Annotated in this window: 2 protein-coding genes; both read right to left on the bottom strand. The window is 37.2% G+C overall.

Features of this window, described 5'->3' with window-relative positions; translation table 11 throughout:
* Positions 1–762: 762 nt before the first annotated feature.
* Entirely contained in the window at positions 763–1,167 is a 405-nt protein-coding gene (locus ESZ26_RS18980) for a hypothetical protein (RefSeq protein WP_146801370.1), read from the bottom strand.
* Between the two features lie 134 nt (positions 1,168–1,301).
* Positions 1,302–1,487: hypothetical protein (locus ESZ26_RS19385; protein WP_211361248.1), on the bottom strand; the 186-nt coding region annotated here is incomplete at its 5' end.

Genomic DNA, 1,487 nt, shown 5'->3' with positions numbered 1-1,487 from the left:
AATGGCCTAGTCGTGCATGACTATATCTCAAGATGCTTGCAGCATGTTGCTGAGCAACCGAATAATCTTGAGTCGCTGTTACCATGGAACATTGAGCGCGGCTAGGTGCCGTTAGCTATACCCTTACGAAGGGAGTGGAGGTGCTGTGAAATGAATGCGTAAGGTTCAGTGTTTGAAAGCCTAATGCTAATGAAAAAATATAAATTTATACTTACTACTTTGTATATCAGCTGTTGTCTAACATTTATCGAATCTGTCGAGAAAACCCACTGTTCGACGCGAAGCGGCGTCGGTGGGTAGTTCACCTACGGGTCCTAATGGGGTATGGATTACCAGTCGCTTAACTTCTAGTACAATACCCTTAGCTAAGTTAATATACACGTACTAGTCTTTAAGTAAGCCCATCAAAATCATCTTTAAATAGATAAACTGAAGCTTCTTTACTAGTCAGAGTCTTTTGTATCAATGATCCTTGCATAACAGCGCATAGCTCCTTGAATTAGGTCATCCGCAATCTCTGACAACTGGAGAGTTTTAATTGTGTCAGGGGGGATATATTTCATCGTTCGAAGATCGGAAGTTCCCAGACTGGAAATATTAAATAGTTTTGAAATATATTATTCTTCTGGTAAGCGAAACTAACAAATTAACATGACCTTATTGTAATCACGCCATTCATTTATGTCTACATGGTTACCCCAGTTTGTAAAAACCACACTAGCTTGTTCGTTTTCGGTACAAATTTTCACAGAGATATTCTTGTTAGGTGTTCTTTTTATTAAATATATTTAATTTAACAGTTGCTTCTGTACAACGTAAAGACAACCAAAAACTTGCAAGCGATATTAGTAGGTTAGAGCCACCAATTTCAACTCCTGCCAGCACCATAAATGTAAGATATACACTATAAGTTGATAATAAAAGTAAACATGATGCCGCAATACGAGAATGCCATTTAAAAACAGCAAAGAGGAGAAATGCATACAAGCTGAAATCAATGACAAAACCAATAGATGTTTCGCTATTCAAATCTTGAAAAAACAATCCAGCGATCAAGCTTATTAAAGTTAAAATTGCGATTCCAAAAGAACAAGACTTGATCATAGGAATACAAGTCGATTTAGAATCTAAAGAATGAAAAACATTTATCTTCTGAGCAACATCCATAATGAGAGATTCCCTGAACACTTAACGTCTTATTAAGAAGGCGTTAAGTGTAGTTGGCTACAATAAACGACGAAGGAGTAAATCGCCAACTGTTATTTGTCCGACTTGAAACCCCTTATAGTTGCTCCGTTCCATTAATTAATCAGTTTACCTAACTCATTAATAGGTGGAATATACTTCTGTTGCTTACGAGTATTTGAATGAAAACACTCGATGCTTTTAACAAGACTTTCGGCGCAACAGAAGTTACTTGTTTCACTACGCATACTCAGGGGTTGCCGTCTATATCGACTATCTATAAGACCTGCGAGAAACAATAC

Origin of the sequence: Colwellia hornerae (assembly GCF_007954355.1) — a bacterium.
In the GTDB taxonomy this organism is placed as follows: domain Bacteria; phylum Pseudomonadota; class Gammaproteobacteria; order Enterobacterales; family Alteromonadaceae; genus Colwellia_A; species Colwellia_A hornerae.
Note: the sequence above shows the minus strand (reverse complement) of the source record. Positions and strands in the feature narration are given on the sequence as shown.